Raw genomic sequence first — 1634 nt, 5'->3', positions numbered from 1 at the left:
TGTCTCGTCCTGATTTTGGTTGACTGTGTATTAAAAAAATCCTGTTATAGGTTGTCTATAAATGTAAAAAAACAGACAATCCTTTCTTAATCCTAAAATAAGTTACCTTATCCTGTTTCACTACAGGACAGGGGGCTTTTCACAGCCAAACTCATCGGCCGGGGAGCGCCCAAGCGGCAAGGGGCAGGGCCACCTGTCCCGACGAGCGTTTCCGGTCTCTGTTCTATTTTGTTGCAAATATATCAGTTTGATCCTGTTCATAAAAGAATAGCTTGTTTACGTTTATAAATAGTTTTCCATTTTCTTTTTAAAGGCCCCTTCTTCGCATGCGCCTCTTCAGGTGTCAACATTTCCACACTACTGTGAGGGCGCCGGGTGTTATAAATATCGATCACTTTCCTCACTATATCCCGAGCCTGGCCGAGCGTTGTTATCATTTCTTTATTCAACCATTCTTCTTTTAATATTCCATTGACACGTTCAGCTATTGCATTCTCTCTGGGATCTCCGTTTTCTGTCATACTTATACGACATTTAATGCCTTGTAAAATTGAGATATAATCTTTGCTACAATATTGTACTCCTCTATCCGAATGATGGATCAGATCGCTTCCCGGGGGAAGTGTTTCCAAGGCCATATTCAACGCTTTTATCGGACCGGACATCTCCAGGGAATCCTCCAGGGCCCAACCGACAATCTTACGGGAGTATGCATCTGTGAGCAAACTCAAATAATAGAATCTCCCTTCGACATTGCGGACATAAGTGATATCAGCTACATATAACTGATTGGCTGATAGCGGATCATAATCTTTTATCAGATTTGGATACTTATGAAAACGGTTCCATGACAGAGTTGTTACCGGCCGATAAACCCTGGAATGTCTGATCAACAAACCATTGTCGCGTAGCAAGTCAAAAAACTTATCGCGCCCTATATCCAAATCAGGATGTATCTTGGTTTTTAGGATATGATACAACTTACGACCACCTAAAACCGGTTGGTCCTGACGCAGGCTGTTTACCATTTTAAGGATTATTTCCTCACACAACAATTCCGATTGTAACTGTTTTTCTCTCTTATAATAGGCTTGCTTGCTATACCCAAACAACGAACAACAATCAGGGATACTTATTTCCGGCTGATTGTCATGAAGCCTTTTCACTGCTTGGTGCCAGAGTTTTTTCGGATATCGATGTTATAGTGTTCATTGGCTAGTTCTATTAGGATTTCCATCGCACGGCGATGAGCTTGCTCATGCTTCAGTTCCTTCTCTTTATCCTTTAACTCCAACTCTTTTTGTTTGAGGGCGCGTTCCAGTTCTTTGATCCGTTTGGAAAGATCCGATTCGTTTTCTGTCATTTTTATTGATCGCTTTTTGAGTTTCAGTGGTTTTATTGACACTGATGATTGTCTTTTTGCCTCAAATTTACGAATCCAATGCGATATTACCGTAGGGTCGCTTATGGAATATTTAAAGGCGATCTCTTTACGGCTTACTCCTAAGCGATATTCACCTATAGCTGCTAGGCGAATCTCCAAAGGATAAGGTTCACCCTTGCGACGAGTCAATGACTTCTCTTTTTTCATCTTTGTTGACTTTTATGAAGTCAACCTATTTCAGGACGAGACA

The 1634-nt window shown here is 41.2% G+C and carries 2 protein-coding genes; both read right to left on the bottom strand.

Going from position 1 to position 1634, the window contains the following annotated elements:
• Window positions 1-257: 257 nt before the first annotated feature.
• Window positions 258-1166 carry an IS3 family transposase gene (locus KTG12_RS21275; protein WP_005640131.1) on the bottom strand — a complete coding sequence of 303 codons (909 nt, stop codon included), beginning with the start codon at window positions 1164-1166 and terminating at the stop codon, window positions 258-260.
• On the bottom strand, window positions 1163-1591 hold the full coding sequence (locus tag KTG12_RS21270; protein WP_005640132.1) for a hypothetical protein: 429 nt from the start codon (window positions 1589-1591) through the stop codon (window positions 1163-1165). The genes KTG12_RS21275 and KTG12_RS21270 overlap by 4 nt, the downstream gene beginning before the upstream one ends.
• Window positions 1592-1634 lie beyond the last annotated feature (43 nt).

This window comes from Parabacteroides sp. MSK.9.14 (genome assembly GCF_019041495.1).
GTDB classification, from domain to species: Bacteria; Bacteroidota; Bacteroidia; order Bacteroidales; family Tannerellaceae; genus Parabacteroides; species Parabacteroides merdae.
This window is presented reverse-complemented; position numbering and strand designations above follow the sequence as displayed.